This is a genomic window from Orrella sp. JC864 (assembly GCF_037026685.1).
Taxonomy (GTDB): Bacteria; Pseudomonadota; Gammaproteobacteria; order Burkholderiales; family Burkholderiaceae_B; genus Orrella.
The window spans coordinates 279081-299371 of the sequence record NZ_JBANET010000005.1; the positions used below are offsets into that span (position 1 = coordinate 279081).

The following is a 20291-nucleotide window of genomic DNA, read 5'->3' on the forward strand; positions in this document are numbered from 1 at the left end:
CCATGGCGATGAATGCCGGCGAAGCGGACGTGGTGCTGTCCGACGTCAAGAAATGGTATGGCGGGTTTGCGGCGGTCAAGGGCGTGAGCCTGCAGATCGGGCGCGGCGAAATGGTCAGCTTCCTGGGGCCCAGCGGCTGCGGCAAGACCACCACGCTGCGCATGATCGCCGGGCTGGAGGAGCTGGACGAGGGCGACATCCGCATCCGCGGGGTGTCCATGGGCGGGGTGCCCACGCACCGGCGCAACATCGGCATGGTGTTCCAGAACTACGCCCTGTTCCCGCACATGAGCGTGCGCGAGAACATCGCCTTCGGCCTGTCCATGCGCAAGACGCCCAAGGCCGAGATCGCGCAGCGGGTCAAGGACGTGATGGCGCTGATCCGCCTGGACGGCATGGCCGAGCGGCTGCCCTCGCAGTTGTCGGGCGGCCAGCGCCAGCGCGTGGCGCTGGCCCGCGCGCTGGTCACCAAGCCCAACGTGCTGCTGCTGGACGAGCCGCTGGGCGCGCTGGACAAGAAGCTGCGCGAGCAGATGCAGATCGAGATCCGCATGCTCCAGAAGGAGGTGGGCATTACGACCATCTTCGTGACGCACGACCAGGAAGAGGCGCTGACGCTGTCCGATCGCATCGTGGTGATGGAAGGCGGGCGCATCGTGCAGGTTGGTACGCCGCGCGAGATCTACCAGCAGCCGGCCGACCGCTTCGTCTCGGACTTCATCGGCATGACCAACGCGCTGCGCGCGACGGTGGCCGGGCGCGACGGGGACTGGGTCTGCCTCGCGTTGCAGGCGGGCGGCGCCACGCTGCGCGCGCCGGCCTCGCTGCCGGTGCAGGCCGGCCAGGCCGTCGAGGCAACGGTGCGGCCCGAGAACATCGAGTTGGGGGCGGTGGCGGGCTGCGAGTACAACGGCCTGGAGGGTACCGTCGCCAATGTGGTGTACACGGGCGCCCTGACCTATGTGCACCTGGATTGCGATGCTGGCGTGCGTTTCGTCGCCCTGGTGCCCAATGCCGGCCAGGACGGGCGCTATGCCAGCCTGCAGCCGGGAGAACGCGTGCCGTTCGGCTGGCGCTGCGCCAGCACGCGGCTGTTGCCGGCGGGCTAGGCGCGGCCGCCATGCCAAGAGGAAGGCGGGCAGGCCCGCCCAAGGATGGAAGATGACGTTGCAGGAAAAGGCGGTATGCGATTGGCTGCAGGCGCATGAGCAGGACATGCTGGCGCTGCTCGAGGAGATCGTGAACATCGACAGCGGCAGCTATTGCAAGGCGGGCGTGGACCGGGTGGGGCAGGCGCTGGCCGGGCGGCTGGCGCGCGGCAATATCGTCCTGGAGCGGTTCCCATTGTCCGAGCATGGCGATTGCCTGCTAGGACAGGTGCCGGGCGGCGCGGGGCTGCAGGGGCCGCACGTGCTGCTGCTGGGGCATATGGACACCGTGTTTCCCGAGGGGACGGTGGCGCGGCGGCCCTACCGCGCGCAGGACGGGGTGGCCTACGGCCCCGGCGTGGCCGACATGAAGGCCGGGCTGGTGATGAACGCTTTCGTGGCCATGGCCTTTCGCGAACTGGGCGGCAACACCTTGCCGCTGCGGCTGTTTTTCACCGGCGACGAAGAAATCGCCTCGCCTGCCTCGCGGGAACTGACCCTGCGCATGGCCAAGGGCGCCGATGCCGTGCTCAATGCCGAGCCGGGCCGGCCCACCGGCAACGTGGTCACCGGCCGCAAGGGGGCCTTTTTCATCGATTTCGAAGTGCAGGGCGTGGGCGCGCATGCGGGCGTGAACCACGAGCAGGGCGCCAGCGCCATCGAGGCGATGGCCCGCAAGATATCGGCCCTGCATGGCCTGACCGACCGCGATCGGGGCATCACCACCAACGTGGGCACCGTGCGCGGCGGGCTCTCGATCAATACGGTCGCGCCGCAGGCCCAGGGCCAGTTGGACGTACGTTTTCCCGGCACCGTCGACGGCCAGGCGCTGCGCGGCGAAATCCAGCGCATCATCGAGGCCGCCGACGTGCCCTGCACCTGCGGGCGCGTGACGCACGAAGGCACGTTCCTGCCGCTGGTGCAGTCGGTGCGCAGCCAGGCCTTGCTGCAGGACTACCAGCAAGCCGCGCAGCGGCTGGGTTTTTCCGTGCAGGGCGAATTCACCGGCGGCTCGGCCGACAGCGGGCTGGCCTCGTCGGCGGGTGCGGCCACGCTGTGCGGCACAGGGCCGGTCGGCGGCAAGGTGCATACCCCGGACGAATACTGCCGCATCGATACCTTGGTGGCGCGCGCGCAAGCGGTGGCGCTGACCGTGTTTGCCCGCGGCCGCGATTGAGCGCGCCGCACGTATGGAGACGTCATGAGCCGACAACGCCACATCGCTTGCCTGACTTTCGATTTCGACGCCATGTCCGGGCTGGTGGCGCGCGGCCTGACCACGCCCACGCCGGTCTCGCGCGGCGAGTTCGGCGCGGTCGCCGTGCCGCGCATCCTGTCGCTGCTGGCGCGTTACGACGCCAAGGCCTCGTTCTTCATCCCCGGGGTGGTCATCGGCACCTATCCGCAGGTATGCGAGCAGATCGTGCGGGCCGGACACGAAATCGGCCACCACGGCTGGACCCACGTGCCGCCTTCCAGCCTGACGCTGGAACAGGAAGAGGAAGGGCTGGCGCGCGGCACGGAGAGCATCGTGCGCTTGACCGGCAAGCCGCCGGTCGGCTACCGCTCGCCTTCGTGGGACCTGGGGCCCAATACGCTGGCCCTGCTGCTCAAGCACGGTTTCCTGTACGAAAGCAGCATGATGGGCAACGACCACGAGCCCTACCGGGTTCGCCAGGGCGATGTGGTGAGCCTGGATGCGCCGATGGTCTTCGGGCGGCCGACCCCGCTCATCGAGATGCCGATAAGCTGGTCGCTGGACGATTTCCCGCACTTCGAGTTCCTGCGCGTGGGCCAGAGCGTCACGCCGGGTCTCATGAACGCCAGCGGCGTGCTCGAGAACTGGCTGGGCGACTTCCAATACATGGCGCGCACCTGCGATTGGGGCGTGCTGACCTACACTTGCCATCCCTATGTCATCGGGCGCGGGCATCGTATGCTGATGCTCGAGCGCCTGATCGAAGGCCTGCTCGCGCAAGGGGCGCAGTTCCTTACGCTGGAGCAGGCCGCGGCCGAATATGCCCGCCGAGCGCCCATGCCGGGCTAAGGCGCAGTTATCCTGATGATCCCGGGCCCGCCGCGCAGCGGGCCCGGCCGCTTTCCCTCGCTTGCCATCCCGGAGTCCGCGCAGCAATGAGCCAACTGTTTTCCCCTATCGCCATCGGCCCCCATACCTTGCCCAACCGCATCGCCATCGCGCCCATGTGCCAGTATTCGGCCAACGACGGCAGCGCCACCGACTGGCACATGATGCACCTGGGCACGCTGGCCGCCTCGGGCGCCGCGCTGTTGGTGCTAGAGGCCACCGCGGTCGAGCGCCGCGGCCGCATTTCGCACGGCTGCCTGGGCCTGTACAGCGACGACAACGAGCTGGCGCTGCAAAGGGTGGTGGCCGCCTGCCGGCGCTACGGCACGGCCCGCCTGGGCGTGCAGCTGGCGCATGCGGGCCGCAAGGGCTCTTCGCACGTGCCCTGGCAAGGCGGCGGGCCGCTCGAGCCCGAGCACGACGCCTGGCAGACGCTGGCGCCCGAGGCCGACGATGGCGGGCGGGGCGGGCCGGCGCCGCATGCGGCCACGCAGGCGGACCTGGACCGCGTGCGCGAGGCCTTCGTGCAGGCGGCCCGGCGCGCCGAGCGGCTGGGACTGGAGGTGATCGAAGTGCATTGCGCGCACGGCTACCTGATGCACGAGTTCCTGTCGGCGCTGTCGAACCGGCGCACCGACGGCTATGGCGGCGACCTGGCCGGGCGCATGCGTTTCCCGCTGGAGGTCTTCGAGGCGGTGCGTGCGGCGGTGGGGCCGCAGGTGGCGGTGGGCGCGCGCATCACCGGTTCGGACTGGCTCGAGGGCGGCATCGACGAGCGCGAGGCGGGCCTGTTCGCGGCAGAGCTGGAAAAGCGCGGCTGCGCCTACGTGGACGTGACCAGCGGCGGGCTGCTGCCGGCCAGCATCCCGGTCGGCCCGGGCTACCAGGTGCCGCTGGCCGCCGCGGTCAAGCGCGCCGTGCAGGGCATGCCGGTGCGCGCGGTGGGCATGATCGTGGCGCCGGCGCAGGCCGAGGCGATCATCGCCGAAGGCCATGCCGACATGGTGGCCCTGGCGCGCGCCATGCTGGACAACCCGCACTGGCCCTACGAGGCGGCGCGCCAGCTGCAGGGCAGCGTCGAATACCCGCCGCAATACCAGCGCGCCCAGCCGGCCGCCTGGCCGGGGGCCGCGCTCAAGCAGGGCTGACGCCCGGCGGCGCGCGCCGTTTAAACTGGCGCTTTTCGCCGGGAGAACCCGCCATCGCCGCCTCGCACCTGTACGCCAACCGCCGCGTCGCGCCCTTGCTGCTGCTGGGCTTTGCCAGCGGCCTGCCGCTGGCGCTGACCACCGGTACCTTGCAGGCCTGGGCCACCGTCGATGGCGTCTCGCTGCAGCAGATCGGCTTCCTGACGCTGGTGGGCTCGGCCTATACGCTCAAGTTCCTGTGGGCGCCGCTGGTCGATCGCTATGCGCCGCCCGTGCTGGGGCGGCGGCGCAGCTGGATGGCCCTCACGCAGATCCTGCTGGCCGTGTCCATCATGGCCATGGGCACGCTTTCTCCTTCTTCCGCCCTGCTGCCGCTGGCCCTGCTGGCGGTGGCCGTGGCCTTCTTCTCGGCCACGCAGGACATCGCCTTCGACGCCTACCGCACCGACGTGCTGCGCGCCGAGGAGCGCGGCGCGGGGGCGGCCCTGTCCGTGCTCGGCTACCGGGTGGCCATGCTGGTCTCCGGCGGCCTGGCGCTGATACTGGCCGACAGGTGGCTGGGCTGGGGCAATACCTATGTGCTGATGGGCGCCATCATGGGCCTGATGGCGCTGGTGACGCTGGCCGCGCCCGAGCCCGAGCAGGTGGCGGCCACCCCGCGCACGCTGGCCGCGGCGGTGCTCGAACCCTTTCGCGAGTTCTTCGGCCGGCGCGAGGCCTGGCTGGTGCTGCTGCTGATCGTGCTGTACAAGCTGGGCGATGCCTTCGCCGGGGCGCTGTCCACCACTTTCCTGATCCGCGGCGCGGGCTTTTCGGCGGCCGAGGTAGGCACGGTCAACAAGGTGCTGGGCCTGGCGGCCACCATCGTGGGCGCGCTGGCCGGCGGCGCGCTGATGGCGCGCCTGGGCCTGTACCGCTCGCTGATGCTGTTCGGGCTGCTGCAGGCGGTTTCCAACCTGGGCTACTGGCTGATCGCCGTCAGCCCCCAGCAGCTGTGGCTGATGGCCGCGGCCGTGGGCGTGGAAAACCTGTGCGGCGGCCTGGGCACCGCGGCCTTCGTGGCGCTGCTGATGGGCCTGTGCGACAAGCGCTTCTCGGCCACCCAGTTCGCCTTGCTGTCGGCGCTCTCGGCCGTGGGCCGCACCTACCTGGCCGGGCCGCTGACTCCGCCGCTGGTCGGCTGGCTGGGCTGGCCCGGCTTTTTCCTGGTCACCGTGGCCATCGCCCTGCCGGGCCTGGCGCTGCTGCGCTGGCGGCGCGGCGACATCGAGCGCATCGACCGCCAGGGCTAGCGCCTGGACGGCGCCAGCGCCTGGCCGGCGGGCGGCTCAGTACACCCCTTGCGAGCGCATGGCCTCGGCCACGCGCACGAAGCCGGCGATGTTCGCCCCGTCCAGGTAGTTCACGAACTTGCCCCGGCCCTGGCCGTAGTGCACGCAGTTGGCGTGGATGTCCCGCATGATGGCGTGCAGCCGCGCGTCCACTTCCTCGCGCGTCCAGGACAGGCGGATGGCGTTCTGGCTCATCTCCAGTCCCGAGACGGCGACCCCGCCCGCGTTGCTGGCCTTGCCCGGCGCGAACAGGACCTTGGCGGCGATGAGCGCGTGGGCCGCCTCCAGCGTGGCCGGCATGTTGGCGCCTTCGGCCACGCAGCGCACGCCGTTCTTGATCAGCGCCTGGGCGTCCTTGAGTTCGAGCTCGTTCTGCGTGGCGCAGGGCATGGCCACGTCCACGGGCACGTGCCAGGGACGCTTGCCCGCCTCGAACTTGAGCTTGAACTGCTTGGCGTAGCTCTGCAGCTGGCCGCGCGTTTCGTTCTTGAGCTTCATCAGGGCCACCAGCTTTTCGTGCGTGAAACCCGATTCGTCGACGACCGTGCCGGTGGAGTCGGAGGCGGTGACCACCTTGGCGCCCAGCGCCATGGCCTTTTCGATGGCGTATTGGGCCACATTGCCCGAACCCGACACCGAAACCCGCAGGCCGTCCAGGCTCAGCCCCTGGCGGGCCAGCATCTCCTGGGCGAAATAGACCACGCCGTAGCCGGTGGCCTCGGGGCGGATGGCGCTGCCGCCGAAGGACAATCCCTTGCCGGTGAAGACGCTGGCCGCGGAGTTGGACAGCTTTTTCATCATGCCGGCCATGAAGCCGACCTCGCGCCCGCCCACGCCGATGTCGCCGGCCGGCACGTCGGTGTCCGGGCCCAGGTGGCGGTGCAGCTCCAGCATCAGCGCCTGGCAAAAGCGCATGACTTCGGCATCGCTGCGGTGCTTGGGGTCGAAGTCCGAGCCGCCCTTGCCCCCGCCCATGGGCAGCGAGGTCAAGGCGTTCTTGAAGGTCTGTTCGAAGGCCAGGAATTTCAGGATGGACAGGTTCACCGAGGGGTGAAAGCGCAGCCCGCCCTTGTAGGGGCCGATGGCCGAGCTGTGCTGCACGCGAAAGGCGCGGTTGACTTGCGTGCGGCCGTGGTCGTCGGTCCAGCAGACGCGGAACTGGATCACGCGCTCGGGCTCGACCAGGCGTTCGAGCAGCGCCTGGTCGGCGTACTGCGGGTGTTTTTGCAGGAACGGCCACAGACTGCTCGCCACTTCCTTGACGGCCTGCATGAACTCGGGTTGATGGGGGTCGCGGGCGGCGACCTGCTCCAGGAAGGCCTCCAAGGTGGGTAGCTTCAAACGTGTCTCCAGGGGTTCGCACCGTTGCGGTGCGCACAATAATGGTCGGCACCGTCGTGGTGCGGACCGGATTCTACGAAGAAAAACAAGCCCCGGTAAAGCGCGTTGGAACGGGGACGCACTGGCCGTTTCCGGGGTGGTTCCCAGTTTATCGGGGACGCGCCAAAAACAGCCAAAACCCGCGCCGGCAGAGGCTTGCGCGGCGACGATGCGCTGGGCCGATGGCGGGCCTCATGCGATCATGGCGCCCTGGGAAAACGACATCGGAGGCATCCCTTGAAAGCAGCCTATTACGACGCCTGCGGTCCGGCCGAGCAGGTCCTGCGGGTCGGCCAGATGCCCGAGCCCGATCCCGGCCCGGGCGAAGTGCGGGTGCGGGTGGCGGTCTCGGGCATCAACCCCTCGGACGTCAAGACGCGCCGCACGGGCGGCGCGCGCGGCAACCCCTGGCCGCGCACCATTCCGCACCAGGATGGCGCCGGCACCATCGACGCGGTGGGCCAGGGCGTGGCGCCCGAGCGGGCGGGCCAGCGCGTATGGCTGCATGAATGCCAGCTGGACCGCGCCTGCGGCACGGCCGCGCAGGCCGTGTGCGTGCCCGCCGCGCTGGCCGTGCCCTTGCCCGAGGGCGTGTCCTTCGAAGTCGGCGCGGGGCTGGGGGTGCCGGCATTGACCGCGTGGTTCTGCGCCGAGCGGGCGGGCGCGGCCCCGGGCGCGTGCGTGCTGGTGCACGGCGCGGTGGGCGCGGTGGGGTTCTATGCCGCCCAGATGGCGCGGCTGCTGGGGGCGCAGGTGCTGGGTACCGTTTCCAACGCCGGCCAGGCCGAGCTGGCCGCGGCCGCCGGCATCCAGACCGTGCCGCGCGGCGCGCAGATGCCCGAGGCGGCGCGCGCCTGGCTGGCCGAGCGCGGCCGCGCCGACTTCGACGCGGCCATCGACCTGGATTTTGCCGGCAACCTCGAACAGAACCTGGTATTGCTGGCCAACGGCGGGCGGCTGGCCACCTATGCCTCCGATACCGATGCCACGCCCGCGCTGCCCGTACGCCAGCTGATGCGCCGCAACCTGCAGGCGGCCTTCCTGCTGGTCTACACCATGCCCGCGCCGCTCAAGCAGCGCGCCATCGCGCAGTTGACCGGTTGGCTGGCCGACGGCGCCTTGCACCATCCGGCCGTGCACGCCTATCCGCTGGAGGAGATCGTCCAGGCCCACCTGGCCGTGGAGACCCGCCGGCACGTGGGCAAGGTGGTGGTGCGCCCCTGAGCGCAATGCGGCCCGCCGGGCGGGCCGGCGCGTGTTACAGGTCGAGCTCGTAGTCGACCGTCAGCGGCGCGTGGTCGCTGAAGCGTTCTTCCTTGTAGATGGCCGCCGCACGCGCCTTGGCCGCGATGCCGGGCGTGGCGATCTGGTAGTCGATGCGCCAGCCTACGTTCTTGGCCCAGGCCTGGCCGCGGTTGCTCCACCAGGTGTAGGCCTCGCCGGTGGCCTCGGGGTGCAGCACGCGATAGACGTCGACAAAGCCGCGCTGGTCGAAGACCTCGGTCAGCCAGGCGCGCTCTTCGGGCAGGAAGCCCGAGTTCTTGAGGTTGCCCTTCCAGTTCTTGAGGTCGATTTCCTTGTGCGCGATGTTCCAGTCGCCGCAGATGATGAACTCGCGGCCGGCCTGGCGGTGCTCGGCCATGAGGGCGTCGAGCCACGGACCGAACTTGGCCAGGAAGCGGTACTTGGCCTGCTGGCGTTCGTCGCCGCTCGAGCCCGAAGGCAGATAGGCGCTGACCACGCTCAGCCCGTCGAAGTCGGCGCGGATGATGCGGCCCTCGGGATCGAACTCCTCGCAGCCCAGGCCGTTGGTGACCGCCTGCGCGGGACGGCGCAGGTACAGGCCGACGCCGCTGTAGCCTTTTTTCTGCGCGGCGCAGAAGTGGCCGGTATAGCCGGGCGGGTTGCGCAGTTCCTCGGTCAGGTCGGCATCCTGGGCCTTGATTTCCTGCAGGCAGTAGATGTCGGCCTGGTGCGCGGCCATCCAGGGCTGCAAGCCCTTGCGAAAGGCCGAGCGGATGCCGTTCAGGTTGATCGAGGTAACGCGCAGCACGGTCATGGACTCCTGGTTTCGGGCCGCCCGCATGGCAGGCGGCCGGTAAAGACAGGCGCCACTTTAACCGACGCCGGCAGCCGGAACGGGCTGGCTCAGTCCAGCGACAGGCCCAGGCGCTCGATCACGGCATCCCAGCGCGCCTTCTCTTCGCGGATGAGATTGCGCAGGCCCTCGGGCGTGGAGTGCCGGGCCGTGAAGTACTGGGCGGCGAACTGCTCGCGCACCTTCTCGCTTTGCAGGATGCGCGCCAGCTCGCTGTTGAGCCGCTCGATGACCGGCGCGGGCGTGCCGGCCGGCGCCAGCACGGCGTTCCAGGAAATGGATTCGAAATCGGGGTAGCCCGATTCGGCCATGGCCGGCAGGCCGGGCAGCGCCGGATCGGCCTGCCGGCTGGTCACCGCCAGCGCCCGCGCCTTGCCGTCGCGCACCTGCGGGATGGCGATGGCCGGCACCATGAAGCCGGCCTGCACGTCGCCGGCGATGATGGCGGTGATGACCTGCGGAAAGCCGGAATAGGGCACCTGCATGAGATCGATGCCGGCCTCGTGCTTGAACATCTCCATGGCCAGGTGCGAGGAGCTGCCCGGCCCCACCGAGCCGTAGTTCAGGCTGCCGCCGCGGCGCTTGGCCAGTTGCACGAATTCGTCCAGGTCCTGCGCCGGCAGGTTCTTGCCGACCACCAGCACGTTCGGGCTGGTGCCGATCAGCGAGACGGGCTCCAGGTCCTGCTCGGGGTCGTAGCCCAGGGTGCGCTGGTACAGCGTGGGGGCGGTCACCAGCGGGCCGTTGATGGTGTAGAGCAGCACGTGCCCGTCGGGCCGGGCGTTGGCCGCCACGCGGGTGCCGATGTTGCCGCCGGCGCCGGGCTTGTTGTCGATGACGATGGGCTGGGCCAGCGCTTCCGATAGCGGCTCGGCGATGGTGCGCGCCAGGATGTCGGGCGAGGAGCCCGCCGGGAAGGGCACGATGAGATGGATGGGCCGGCTGGGCCAGTCCTGTGCAGCGGCCTGGGGCAGGGCGAAGGCGGCCAGCGCGGCGCCCGCGCCCAGGCAGGCGGCAAGGCGGCGCAATCCGGCGCAAAACAATGGCAAGGCCCTCATGATCGGTCTCCGTCGTGGCAGTTGTCGTCTTGTCTGGTCCTGGGCCGGAGCGGCTCAGGGCTGGGCCGGCCCGCCGGTCTCGAAGCGGGCCTCGCGGCCCAGCAGCAGCTCGACGGCCCGCATCGGCGCCATGCCTTCGAACAGGACCTGGCAGACGGCCTGGGTGATGGGCAGGTCCACGCCCAGTGCCCAGGCGCGCTGCCAGGTGGCGCGCGCGCAGCGCACGCCTTCGGCGGTCATGCCTTCGGCCAGGATGTCGGCCAGCTGCCGGCCGCGGCCGATCTCCAGCCCGACCCGGCGGTTGCGCGAGAGCTCGCCGGTGGCGGTAAGCACCAGGTCGCCCAGGCCGGTCAGGCCGGCGAAGGTTTCGGGCTGCGCGCCCATGGCCTGGCCCAGCCGGGCCATCTCGGCCAGGCCGCGCGTGACCAGCGCGGCGCGCGCGTTGGCGCCCATGCCCAGGCCGTCGGCAATGCCGCAGGCGATGGCGATGACGTTCTTGACCGCGCCGCCGACCTCCACGCCGACGACATCGGTGCTGGCGTAGACCCGCACCGCGCCGCCATGCAGGGCGGCGATGGCGTCCTCGCGCACGGCGGGCGTGGCGCTGGCCACGGTCAGGGCCACCGGCAGGCCCTGCGCGACCTCCTTGGCGAAGGACGGGCCCGAAAGCACGCCGGTGCCCAGCGCGGGCAGGCCAGCCAGTTCGGCGCGGGCGACCTCGTGCGGCAGCAGGCCGTCCCCGGCCTCGAAGCCCTTGCAGGTCCAGAGCACGCTGGCGGCCTGCAGCCCCAGCGCCGGCAGGTCTTGCGCCAGCTGGCGGCAGGTCTGGCGCAGGCCCGCCACCGGCACGCCCAGGATGACCAGCGCCCGTTCGCCGCCTTGCAGGTGACGGTACGCCGCCTGCAGATCGCCGGTGAAGGCCAGGGCGGGCGGCAGCGCGATGCCGGGCAGGTAGCGGGTGTTTTCGTGCCGTGCGGCCAGTTCGCGCGCCTGCTCGGGCGAGCGCGACCAGAGCACGGTCGGGTGCAGGGCGGCGGCAGCCGCCGCCAGGGCCGTGCCCCAGGCGCCCGCGCCCAGCACGGCCACACGCAACGGCCCGCGGGGCGTAGGGGCGCCTTCGGTGGGCATTGCCTTACTGGCGCGTGGCGCCCGGGGGCAGGATGATGCCCGAGTCCGAGCCGTTGGGCTGGCCGGCCTGGGACTGCTGCTGCGCCTGCAGCTCGGCGATGCGCTGCTCGTACAGGCTTTGGAAGTTGACCTCGGCCAGGTGCAGGGCCGGCAGCGAGCTGCGCGTGATGACGTCGGCCACGTTGGCGCGCAGGTAGGGATACAGCATGGTGGGGCAAACGATGCCCACCAGCGGATCGAGCTGCTCGACCGGGATGTTGGCCAGCTCGAAGATGCCCGCCTGCGTGGCTTCGACCAGGTACAGCACCTTGTCCTCGATGCGGGTGGTGACGGTGACGGTAACGGTCGATTCGAAGATGGTCTCGGCCAGGCGCTGGCCGCCCACGTTGATGCTTACCTCGACCTTGGGGCCTTCCTGTTCCAGGAAGATGTGGGGGGCGTTGGGCATTTCCAGCGACAGGTCTTTGAGGTAGACGCGTTGCAGGTTGAATGCGGGGTCCTTGCCCGCCTGGGCGTTTTGGTCTTGCTCGGCCATGTTGGTTCCTGGCTAAAGGGGAGGGGAAGGAAAAGGGGGCGCCTGCTTACCCTTCGAGCAGCGGCATGAGCTTGCCCGCGCGGTCGAGCGCGGCCAGGTCGTCGTAGCCGCCCACGTGGGTGTCGCCGATGTAGATCTGCGGCACGGTGCGCCGGCCGGTGCGCTCCATCATGATCTGGCGCTGCGCCGGGTCGGCGTCGATGCGGATCTTTTCGATCTCGGATACGCCGCGCTGCCTGAGCAGCGCCTCGGCGCGGACGCAGAAGGGGCACACGGCGGTGCTGTACATCAAGACCTTGTTCATGTGGGCTCCGGAAAAGGCGATGGAAGGGCCGGGCCGCGGCCCGGCGGCGGGCGGTTTCAGGCCGCCTTGCGGCCGCTGGTGGTGGGCAGGCCGGCCTTGATCCAGCCCTGCTGGCCGCCTTCGAGCACATACACCTCGGCATGGCCCTGGGCCTTGAGCTTGGCGGCTGCCTTGGCCGAATCCCGGCCGGTTTCGCACACCACCACCAGGGGCTTGTTCTTGGGCAGGCTGGCCGCTTTCTGGTCGATCTCGGCCAGCGGCAGGCTGCGCGCCTGGGCGATGTGGCCGGCCTGGTAGGCCTCGGCCGCCCGCACGTCCACCATCACGGCCTGCTTGTGGTTGATCAGCCGCACGGCGTCCTCGGTGCTCAGGCCGCCGCCGGCCCGGCCCTTGGCCAGCATGGGCCAGGCCAGCATGGCGCCCGAAATGATGGCCACTGCCAGGATGAAGAGGTTGTTTTGCTGGAGAAGAAAATCCACGTCTGGTCCTGATGGCGCGTCCGTCGGACGCGCGCGTTGTAGGTGTTGCCGGCAAGTGCCGCCGATGTGCCGTGCCCCTGGCGCGCAGACCGCGTAGACTGGTGGCGGCGCAGGCCAAGGCGGGGCAAAACCGCTCAATTATAAAATGAGCGCAGTGTTCAACTTTAACCCGCATCCGCCATGTACAAACTCGTCCTCATGCGCCACGGCGAAAGCCAGTGGAATCTCGAAAACCGCTTCACCGGCTGGACCGACGTGGACCTGACCGACACGGGCCGCGAACAGGCCCGCCAGGCCGGCGAGCTGCTCAAGCGCGAGGGCTACGGGTTCGACCTGGCCTATACCTCGGTGCTCAAGCGCGCCATCCGCACGCTGTGGATCGCGCTGGACGCCATGGACCTGATGCACACGCCGGTGCACAACAGCTGGCGCCTGAACGAGCGCCACTACGGCGCGCTGCAAGGCCTGAACAAGGCCGAGACCGCCGCCAAGTACGGCGACGAGCAGGTGCTGATCTGGCGCCGCGCCTATGCGATCGCCCCCAATCCGCTGGAGGCCGACGATCCGCGCCATCCGCGCTTCGATCCCCGCTATGCGCGCATTCCCGCCGGGCAGCTGCCGGCCACCGAATGCCTGAAGGACACCGTGGCGCGCGTGCTGCCGATCTGGAACGAATCGATCGCCCCGGCCATCAAGGCCGGCCGCCGCGTGCTGATCGCCGCGCACGGCAACAGCCTGCGCGCCCTCATCAAGCACCTGGACGAGGTCTCCGACGACGACATCGTGCACCTGAACATCCCGACCGGCCAGCCGCTGGTCTACGAGCTCGACGAGAACCTCAAGCCGCTGCGCCATTATTACCTGGGCGATGCGGACGAGATCGCCAAGGCCATGGCCGCGGTCGCCGCGCAGGGCAAGGCCAAGCAGGGATGACGCGCATGGGCGCTCGCGCGGGCATCGGGCTGCTGGCCCTGGCGGCGGCCTGCGCCTGCCCGGCATACGCCCAGGGCGAGGCGCCCGAGCGCATCCAGGCGCGCCAGAGCGAGGCCGAGCAGCGCCAGGCCGAGCTGCGCGGGCGCATCGACACGCTGCAAAAAGCCATCGACGAGCGCGAGTCGGCGCGCAAGGAGGCCGCCGACGCGCTGCGCGAGTCCGAAAGCGCCATCTCGCGCATCAATCGCCGGCTCGACGAATTGGCCGGGCAAGGCAAGGCCGCGCACGCCGAGCTGCAGTCGCTGGAGGCGGCCATCGTGCGCCAGCGCGCCGAGCGCGATGCCCGCCAGCAGGAGTTGGCCGCGCAGCTGCGTACCCAATACCAGAGCGGGCTGTCCCCCTGGACGGCGCTGCTCTCGGGCGACGACCCCCAGCAGATCGGCCGCAACCTGGGCTATCTCGATTACGTCTCGCGCGCCCGCGCCCAGGCCTTGGCCGCCTTGCAGCGCGACATCGAGCGCCTGTCGGCGCTGCAGCGCGCCGCCGACGAGCGGCGCGCCGAGATCGAGCAGGTGGCCCGCGATACCGACGAGCAAAAGGCCGAACTGGTGCGCCAGCAGCGCGAGCGCGCCACGGTGCTGGCCAAGCTGGAGGGACAGATCCAGGCCCAGCGCGCCGAGGCCGCGCGGCTCGGACGCGACGACCAGCGCCTGAGCCATGTGATTTCCGAGCTGGAAAAACAGGTGCAGGCTGCCCGGGCTGCCGCCGAGGCCGCCCGCAAGGCCGCCGAGGCCAAGCGCCGGGCCGAGGCCGAGCGGCGCGCCCAGGCGGCCCGCGAAGCGGCCCAGGCCCAGCAGCGCGCCGAAGCCGAACGCCGCGCCCAGCTGGCCCGCGAGGCCGAGGAGCGGGCCAGGCAGATCCGCGAGGCGGCCGATGCGGCCACGCGCGAGCGGCTGGCGGCCGAAGAGGCGGCGCGCGCGCGCCGCCAGGCCCAGGCGCGTGCCGCCGCGCAAGCCCAGGCCCAGGCCCAGCGCCGCGAGGAGCCCGCCCTGTCGGCCCCGCGCGAGCCGGTGCGCGGTACCGCCCGGCCCACGCTGCCCACCGAGCAGGCGCGGGGCTTGCGCGCCGGCGCGGGGCTGGCCCCGCCGGTGCGCGGCCCGGTGATGGCGCGCTTTGGCACCGACCGTCCCGAGGGCGGGGTCTGGCGCGGCGTGCTGCTGCGCGCCGACGAAGGCACGCCCGTGCGGGCCGTGGCGCCCGGCACGGTGGTATACGCGGCCTGGCTGCGCGGCTTCGGCAACCTGATCATCGTCGATCATGGGGAACAATATCTGACCGTTTATGCCTATAACCAAAGCCTGTTGCGCGAAGTCGGCGACACGGTGGCGGCCGGGGAGGCCATCGCCCATGCCGGCTCGACCGGCGGACAGGTGGAATCGGGCCTATACTTTGAGGTTCGGCATCGGGGAGAGCCCGTGGACCCTTACCGGTTCATCGCGCGCTAGCTCGCCGGGAGCCGGCGGCGCCTCGCACCGGGCAGACCGGGCGGGCGCCTTGACGCAAACGACACGGGAATGTGCATGAGCACTCGCAAATATCGCAGTCTGGGGTTGATCGGCATCGGGGTGGCCGCAGGCATCATGATCAGCCTGGGCATCTCCGCGGTGGCCCAGCGGGGCACGCCCCTGCCGCTCGAGGAGCTGCGCCAGTTCACCAGTGTCTTTGCGGCCATCAAGAACAACTACGTCGAGCCGGTCGATGACAAGAAACTGATCGACGGCGCGATCAACGGCATGCTGTCCGACCTGGACCCGCACTCGGCCTACCTGGATGCCGACGCCTTTCGCGACATGCAGACGGCCACCCAGGGCGAGTTCGGCGGGCTGGGCATCGAGGTCGGCACCGAGGACGGCTTCGTCAAGGTCATCTCGCCCATCGAGGACACGCCCGCGGCGCGGGCCGGCATCCGCGCGGGCGACCTGATCGTCAAGATCGACGACACCAGCACCAAGGGCATGACGCTGCCCGATGCGGTCAAGCTCATGCGCGGCGCCCCCAAGACCCCCATCGTGCTGACCGTCATGCGCGAGGGCCTGGCCCAGCCGCTGACCATCAGGATCGAGCGCGACATCATCCGGGTGCGCAGCGTGCGCAGCAAGATGCTTGACGACAACGTCGGCTACGTGCGCATCGCCCAGTTCCAGGAGAAAACCGGCGCCGACCTGGTGCGGCACCTGAACGAGCTGGGCGCCAAGGGCGCGCCGCGCGCGCTGGTGCTGGACCTGCGCAACGATCCGGGCGGCCTGCTGACCAGCGCCATCGGCGTGTCGGCCGCCTTCCTGCCCCCCGACGTGCCGGTGGTCTCCACCGACGGCCGCGTGCCCGACTCGCGCCGCCAGTACCGGGCCAACCCCGCCGACTACGCGCGCGCCGAGCGCGACTACCTGGTCGACCTGCCCGGCTGGGCCAAGACCGTGCCCATGGTGGTGCTGGTCAACGTGGGCTCGGCCTCGGCCTCCGAGATCGTGGCCGGCGCGCTGCAGGACCACGGCCGCGCCAAGGTGGTGGGCAACCGCACCTTCGGCAAGGGCTCGGTGCAGGTCATCCTGCCGCTGTCGGCCGACACCGCGATCAAGCTGACCACCTCGCGCTACTACACGCCCAAGGGCCGTTCCATCCAGGCCACCGGCATCGAGCCCGACGTGGTCGTGGCCGACACGGCCGAGGGCGACCTGTTCCGCCTGCCCCGCGAGGCCGACCTGCAGCGCCACCTGGCGAACCAGCAGAACCCCGAGGGCGAGGTCAAGTCGGTGCTCGACCCGGCTTCCGAAAATGCGCCCAAGATGTTCGAGTTCGGCGGCGAGGACGACTTCCAGCTGCGCCAGGCCATCAACGTGCTCGACGGCAAGCCCGTGGAGCAGGCCAAGGCGCCGGCGCGCCAGGCGGCCGCCCAGGGCAGCGCGCCCAAGCCCGCCGATCCGGCCAATCCCAGGGCCCCGGCCGAACGGATCAAGATCACCCCCAACGGCGTCGAACAGCCCGGGGCCCAGTAACAGAGCGGCCGCGGGCGGCGCAGGCGGGCCCGGCCCCGCGCGCCGCGCCCCGGCCGGCGCCGCCATGAACGACGATCAGCTGTTGCGCTATGCGCGGCACATCCTGCTGGACGAATTCGGCATCGAGGGCCAGCAGCGGCTGCTGGACGGCTGCGCCCTGGTGGTGGGCGCCGGCGGCCTGGGCTCGCCGGCCGCCGTCTACCTTGCCTCGGCCGGGGTCGGCCGCATCGTCCTGGCCGATCACGATACCGTGGAGCTGAGCAATCTCCAGCGCCAGATCCTGCACACCACCGACAGGCTGGGCCAGCACAAGGCCGAGTCGGGCCGCACCATGCTGGCGGGGATCAACCCCCAGGTGCAGGTGCGCCCGCAGTTGCAGCGCCTGCAAGGCGAGCTGCTCGAGCAGGAGGTTGCCGCCTGCGACGTGGTGCTGGACTGCACCGACAACTTCGCCACCCGCCATGCCATCAATGCCGCCTGCGTGCGGCACCGCAAGCCGCTGGTGTCGGGCGCGGCCATCCGCTTCGGCGGGCAGGTCGGCGTCTTTGACCTGCGCCGGGCCGGCGCGGCCTGCTATCACTGCCTGTTTCCGGATACCGGCGAGAACGACGAGGTCAATTGCGCCACCATGGGCGTGTTCGCGCCGCTGGTGGGCATCATCGGCAGCGTGCAGGCGGCCGAGGCGCTCAAGCTGCTGGCCGCGGTGGGCGAGAGCCTGGACGGGCGCATGCTCTGGCTGGATGCGCTGGCCATGCAGTGGCGCAGCGTCAAGGTGGCGCGCGATCCCGAGTGCGCGGTGTGCGGGGCGCGCCGGGCGGGCGCCTAGCGCCGGACGCCTGCGGCCGCTTCCGCGGCCCTGCCGCCGTACTGCTCGCGATACGCGACCGGCGAGAGCCCGCAATACTTGGCGAACACATCCCGAAACGCCTTGGTGTCGCTGTAGCCCACTTCGTACATCACTTCGGCGACCGTCTTGCGCGAGGTCTCGAGCTGGCGCTTGGCCGCTTCCACGCGGATGCGCTGCAGGTATTCGAGCACGCTGTTGCCCGTGGCCTGCCGAAAGCGCCGCTCCAGGGTGCGGCGGCCCAGCAGGAAGCGCTCGGCCAGGCTTTCGACGGTGATGCGCTCGGCATAACGGCCTTCGATATGGTCCTGGATCGCGCGCACCACGTCGTCGGCATGCGCCTTATGCCCCGTGAACACGGCAAACGGCAGCTGGCTGTGGCGGCTCCAGTCGAGCTGGAAGTACTTGGCGCACCAGATGGCCGTGTCGCGGTCGGCATGGCGCTCGATCAGGTGCAGCACCAGGTGCGCCGCCGAGAAGGCCCCGCCGCTGGTGTAGATGCCCTTGCCGGCGAGCACCACCCGGTCGCTGACCCAATGCACCGTCGGGAACAGCCTGCCGTAGTCGCTTTGCGCGGCCCAGTGCACCACGGCGCGCTGGCCGTCGAGCAGGCCGCCCGCGGCCGGCAGGGCCGCGCCCACGCACAGGCTGGCCACCTCGCCGCCGCGGCCGCGATGATGGCGCAGCCACTCGACCAGCGCGCCATTGCCGCGGACCGCCTCCGGAATGGCGCCCAGCAGCGGCGGCGAAATGCCGATGTCCACCGGCTGGTCGTCGGCCAGCACGGCATCGACCAGTACCTGTATCCGCCCGCCCTCGAGCCGCACCTGCGGCGCGGCCCCCAGCAGGCTGACCTGGAAGCGGGGCGCCTGGCCGCGCCGCTGCAGGAACTGGTTGGCCGCAAGAAAGCCCTGGCGGGCGCTTTCCAGCGTGGCGATATTGGCCTGCTCGGGCAGCAGGAAGGCGATCTTGACCATGCGGCAGAGCTTACTGCGGGCGGCTGTCGCAATCCACCCTCAAGATTGTCGCAAACGCCTATCGTCCGCCGGCCGGCGCCCGGATACAGTGCTCCTGTGCCCGGCAAGACGGCCGCGGCGCGCCGGCGGACGGACCGCGCGGCACACACCAGGAGAAAGGCCATGAACGCGCAATACGTAGACGGTTTTCTGATTCCCGTCCCGCAGGACAAGATCGAGCAGTATCGCGAGATGTCGGCTTTTGCCGGCAAGCTCTGGAAGGAATACGGGGCGCTGGACTACCGCGAGTGCGTCGGCGACGACCTGGAGAACGAGGGCATGACCTCGTTTCGCCAGTCGGCCGGCGCGCGCGAGAACGAGGTGGTGGTGTTTTCGTGGATCCTGTACGCCAGCAAGGAGGAGCGCAACCGCATCAACGAGCGCGTGATGAACGACCCGCGCCTGAAGCAGGCCTGCGTCGAAGGCGTCTTCGATTTCAACCGCATGGCCTGGGGCGGTTTCAAGACCCTTGTGCTGGTCTGAGCCCCGCTCACGGCAAACCAGGAGCCCACCATGAGCAAAGTCTCTCCCGTGCCCGCGGACATGCATACCCTGACGCCTTACCTGATTTGCCAGGGCGCCGCGCAGGCAATCGATTATTACGTGCGGGCCTTCGGCGCCGTCGAGCTGGCGCGGCTGCCCGCGCCCAACGGCCTGATCATGCATGCCCTGCTCAAGATCGGCGACTCGCCGCTCATGCTGTCGGACGCCATGCCCGAGTGCGGCGCGCCCGATGCGCGCACGCTGGGCGGCTCGCCCGTGTTCCTGCACATGTACGTCGAGGACGTGGATACCGTATTCGCGCGCGCCCTGGCCGAAGGCGGACAAGAACTGATGGCGGTGCAGGACATGTTCTGGGGCGACCGCTACGGACAGCTGCAGGATCCCTTCGGCCACCGCTGGTCGCTGGCCACCCACATGGAAGACCTGAGCCCGGAGCAGGTGAGCGCGCGCGCGGGCGCTTTCATGTCGAGCCAGGGTTGCGGCGGTCCGGGCTAAGGACACACAATGGTTGCCGCGCCGTCCCGCGGGGGGGGCGGCGCGGCAACCGGAGTCTACGCATGCATTGGACGAAACCGCTGGCGCTGGCCGCCGGCCTGGCCTTCTGGGCCGGCGCCTGGGCCCAGCCCGTCACCTATGAGCTCGATCCTTCCCATACCTACCCCAGCTTCGAGGCCGACCACATGGGCGGCCTGTCCACCTGGCGGGGCAAGTTCAACCGCACGAGCGGCACGCTGGTGCTGGACCGGCAGGCCCGCAGCGGCACGCTGGACATTACCGTGGATATTGCCTCGGTGGACTTCGGCCACGACGAGATGAACAAGCACGCGGTCGCCGAGGACATCCTGAACGCGGCCAAGTACCCGAGCGCCACGTTCAAGGGCCGGTTCGACGAGTTCGAAGGCGACGTGCCCCGCACGGCGGTGGGCGAGTTCACCCTCAAGGGCGTCACGCGGCCGCTGACGCTGCAGATCGAGCAGTTCAAGTGCCTGGACAAGCATCCGATGCTGGATGTGCCGGTGTGCGGGGCGGACGTGTCGGCCGAGTTCGACCGGGGCGACTATGGGGTGGATTTTGCGCTGGACAAGGGGTTCAGGCCCGAGGTGCGGTTGAGGATACAGGTGGAGGCGTTGGGCAAGCAGGGATGATCGGGGAGGGGGGCGTTTGCTGGAATAGGTCTGCTTGAACGTGTCTGCTTGAACACGTCCGCCGAGGCCGGTCGGGGCGTCGGGCGATGCCGTCGCCGTGC

The 20291-nt window shown here is 70.2% G+C and carries 21 protein-coding genes; 13 read left to right on the forward strand and 8 right to left on the reverse strand.

The window, feature by feature from the left end:
* Positions 1-2 precede the first annotated feature (2 nt).
* The 5 genes from V8Z80_RS07580 to V8Z80_RS07600 all read left to right on the forward strand — a co-directional run bounded on the left by V8Z80_RS07580 (position 3) and on the right by V8Z80_RS07600 (position 5674).
* Positions 3-1109 (forward strand): ABC transporter ATP-binding protein, encoded by a 1107-nt coding sequence (locus tag V8Z80_RS07580; RefSeq protein WP_336061570.1) that lies wholly within the window; start codon positions 3-5, stop codon positions 1107-1109.
* A gap of 52 nt (positions 1110-1161) precedes the next feature.
* Positions 1162-2325, forward strand: coding sequence for a M20 family metallopeptidase (locus V8Z80_RS07585; RefSeq protein ID WP_336061571.1), 1164 nt, complete (start codon positions 1162-1164; stop codon positions 2323-2325).
* 24 nt (positions 2326-2349) lie between these two features.
* Positions 2350-3195 (forward strand): polysaccharide deacetylase family protein, encoded by an 846-nt coding sequence (locus tag V8Z80_RS07590; protein ID WP_155196972.1) that lies wholly within the window; start codon positions 2350-2352, stop codon positions 3193-3195.
* An 86-nt stretch (positions 3196-3281) separates the two neighbouring features.
* Positions 3282-4382 (forward strand): NADH:flavin oxidoreductase/NADH oxidase, encoded by a 1101-nt coding sequence (locus V8Z80_RS07595; protein WP_336061572.1) that lies wholly within the window; start codon positions 3282-3284, stop codon positions 4380-4382.
* 53 nt (positions 4383-4435) lie between these two features.
* Complete coding sequence (locus V8Z80_RS07600; protein WP_336061593.1) at positions 4436-5674, forward strand: muropeptide transporter; 1239 nt, start codon at positions 4436-4438, stop codon at positions 5672-5674.
* A gap of 36 nt (positions 5675-5710) precedes the next feature.
* Here the strand turns inward: V8Z80_RS07600 and gdhA are convergent, their stop codons facing one another.
* Positions 5711-7054 (reverse strand): NADP-specific glutamate dehydrogenase, encoded by a 1344-nt coding sequence (gene gdhA, locus V8Z80_RS07605; protein WP_336061573.1) that lies wholly within the window; start codon positions 7052-7054, stop codon positions 5711-5713.
* Between the two features lie 276 nt (positions 7055-7330).
* Here gdhA and V8Z80_RS07610 point away from each other — a divergent pair, with 276 nt between their 5' ends.
* On the forward strand, positions 7331-8317 hold the full coding sequence (locus tag V8Z80_RS07610; protein ID WP_336061574.1) for an NADPH:quinone reductase: 987 nt from the start codon (positions 7331-7333) through the stop codon (positions 8315-8317).
* 34 nt (positions 8318-8351) lie between these two features.
* Here the strand turns inward: V8Z80_RS07610 and V8Z80_RS07615 are convergent, their stop codons facing one another.
* The 6 genes from V8Z80_RS07615 to V8Z80_RS07640 form a co-directional block, all read right to left on the reverse strand.
* The gene (locus tag V8Z80_RS07615) at positions 8352-9146 is read right to left on the reverse strand and encodes an exodeoxyribonuclease III (protein ID WP_336061594.1); all 795 of its coding nucleotides are present in this window, start codon (positions 9144-9146) and stop codon (positions 8352-8354) included.
* A gap of 95 nt (positions 9147-9241) precedes the next feature.
* Positions 9242-10249, reverse strand: coding sequence for a Bug family tripartite tricarboxylate transporter substrate binding protein (locus V8Z80_RS07620; protein ID WP_155196967.1), 1008 nt, complete (start codon positions 10247-10249; stop codon positions 9242-9244).
* Between the two features lie 54 nt (positions 10250-10303).
* The gene (locus V8Z80_RS07625) at positions 10304-11377 is read right to left on the reverse strand and encodes an NAD(P)H-dependent glycerol-3-phosphate dehydrogenase (protein ID WP_336061575.1); all 1074 of its coding nucleotides are present in this window, start codon (positions 11375-11377) and stop codon (positions 10304-10306) included.
* Between the two features lie 4 nt (positions 11378-11381).
* Positions 11382-11912: a protein-export chaperone SecB gene (gene secB / locus V8Z80_RS07630; protein ID WP_155196965.1), complete on the reverse strand. Its 531-nt coding sequence runs from the start codon at positions 11910-11912 to the stop codon at positions 11382-11384.
* A gap of 46 nt (positions 11913-11958) precedes the next feature.
* Entirely contained in the window at positions 11959-12216 is a 258-nt protein-coding gene (gene grxC, locus V8Z80_RS07635) for a glutaredoxin 3 (protein WP_155196964.1), read from the reverse strand.
* A gap of 56 nt (positions 12217-12272) precedes the next feature.
* Positions 12273-12695 (reverse strand): rhodanese-like domain-containing protein, encoded by a 423-nt coding sequence (locus V8Z80_RS07640; protein ID WP_336061576.1) that lies wholly within the window; start codon positions 12693-12695, stop codon positions 12273-12275.
* A gap of 180 nt (positions 12696-12875) precedes the next feature.
* On the opposite strand from V8Z80_RS07640, the gene gpmA reads away from it, so the two are divergent.
* The 4 genes from gpmA (at position 12876) to V8Z80_RS07660 (ending at position 17507) form a co-directional block, all read left to right on the forward strand.
* Positions 12876-13628 carry a 2,3-diphosphoglycerate-dependent phosphoglycerate mutase gene (gpmA, locus tag V8Z80_RS07645; RefSeq protein WP_155196963.1) on the forward strand — a complete coding sequence of 251 codons (753 nt, stop codon included), beginning with the start codon at positions 12876-12878 and terminating at the stop codon, positions 13626-13628.
* Entirely contained in the window at positions 13625-15133 is a 1509-nt protein-coding gene (locus V8Z80_RS07650) for a murein hydrolase activator EnvC family protein (protein ID WP_442951950.1), read from the forward strand. Before gpmA ends, V8Z80_RS07650 begins: the two co-directional genes overlap by 4 nt.
* 75 nt (positions 15134-15208) lie before the next feature.
* Positions 15209-16681 (forward strand): S41 family peptidase, encoded by a 1473-nt coding sequence (locus V8Z80_RS07655; RefSeq protein ID WP_336061578.1) that lies wholly within the window; start codon positions 15209-15211, stop codon positions 16679-16681.
* A 64-nt stretch (positions 16682-16745) separates the two neighbouring features.
* Positions 16746-17507 (forward strand): HesA/MoeB/ThiF family protein, encoded by a 762-nt coding sequence (locus V8Z80_RS07660; protein ID WP_336061579.1) that lies wholly within the window; start codon positions 16746-16748, stop codon positions 17505-17507.
* On the opposite strand, the gene V8Z80_RS07665 is transcribed toward V8Z80_RS07660, so the two are convergent.
* Complete coding sequence (locus tag V8Z80_RS07665; RefSeq protein ID WP_336061580.1) at positions 17504-18502, reverse strand: GlxA family transcriptional regulator; 999 nt, start codon at positions 18500-18502, stop codon at positions 17504-17506. The two genes, V8Z80_RS07660 and V8Z80_RS07665, sit on opposite strands and share 4 nt — an antisense overlap.
* Positions 18503-18664: 162 nt before the next feature.
* Between V8Z80_RS07665 and V8Z80_RS07670 the strand changes: the two genes are divergently transcribed.
* From V8Z80_RS07670 to V8Z80_RS07680, 3 genes are all read left to right on the forward strand, one after another.
* The gene (locus V8Z80_RS07670) at positions 18665-19024 is read left to right on the forward strand and encodes a DUF1428 domain-containing protein (RefSeq protein ID WP_155196958.1); all 360 of its coding nucleotides are present in this window, start codon (positions 18665-18667) and stop codon (positions 19022-19024) included.
* A 30-nt stretch (positions 19025-19054) separates the two neighbouring features.
* On the forward strand, positions 19055-19540 hold the full coding sequence (locus V8Z80_RS07675; protein WP_155196957.1) for a VOC family protein: 486 nt from the start codon (positions 19055-19057) through the stop codon (positions 19538-19540).
* A gap of 62 nt (positions 19541-19602) precedes the next feature.
* Positions 19603-20190 carry a YceI family protein gene (locus V8Z80_RS07680; RefSeq protein ID WP_155196956.1) on the forward strand — a complete coding sequence of 196 codons (588 nt, stop codon included), beginning with the start codon at positions 19603-19605 and terminating at the stop codon, positions 20188-20190.
* Positions 20191-20291: the final 101 nt, after the last annotated feature.